The 824-nt window shown below is 55.0% G+C and carries 1 protein-coding gene; it reads left to right on the top strand.

Annotated features, from left to right (window positions below; genetic code table 11):
* Positions 1-111: 111 nt before the first annotated feature.
* Positions 112-824: Crp/Fnr family transcriptional regulator (locus IFT71_RS21070; RefSeq protein WP_192143461.1), on the top strand; the 713-nt coding region annotated here is incomplete at its 3' end.

Genomic DNA, 824 nt, shown 5'->3' with positions numbered 1-824 from the left:
GGCGTCGCCTGACGCTGACAACCGCGGTGGTGGCCGTCAGCTATCAGGCTACCAGTTCCCAGCCCTCTAAATGAGCTTGCTTGTTAAAGTGAATGAAGCTCTGAAGCGAGCATGGACCAATTAGTTGCCAAGCTGGAAAGGGCTATCGCCCTATCAAATGATGACCGATCAAGCTTGCTCGCGATCTTCAGCAATACGCAGTATTTTAAAAAAGGCCGAGACATCCTACGTGAAGGGGAGCAACCCGATCATGTGCATGTCGTAATCAACGGATGGGCCGCTCACTGCGTGACCCTAGTAGATGGATCGCGGCAAACCACCGCCTTCCTGATGCCTGGTGATTTCTGCAACGGCGAAACAACGCTTCTAAGGCGCTTGGATCATAGCGTAGTTGCGCTCACGCCGGTGACAATCGGCACTGCAACACGCGAACGCCTGACAGCCCTGCTGCTCGATCGCCCCAATGTGGCGCAAGCGTTCTGGCAGACGACCCTTGTCGATGCGGCAGTGCTGCGGACGTGGTTAGTCAATATCGCTCACCGGAAGGCGTATCAGCGCATCGCACACCTGATGTGCGAGTTGCATACCCGTCTCTCATGTCTTGGCCTCGTAAGTGGCTCGACCTGCGCTGTGCCGCTCACGCAGGAACAACTCGGCAATGCGCTTGGCCTCACATCGATCCATGTCAACCGGATGCTCAGAAGGCTTCGTAATGAAGGGTTGATGGAATTTCAGAAGCGTACCCTGACGTTGCGCAACGTTGCGGAATTACATGCGATGGCTAGCTTTAATCCTAGCTACCTTCACGCGAATCTGGGAGATGA

Source organism: Sphingomonas sp. CFBP 13733 (assembly GCF_014841795.1).
In the GTDB taxonomy this organism is placed as follows: domain Bacteria; phylum Pseudomonadota; class Alphaproteobacteria; order Sphingomonadales; family Sphingomonadaceae; genus Sphingomonas; species Sphingomonas aerolata.
This window is presented reverse-complemented; position numbering and strand designations above follow the sequence as displayed.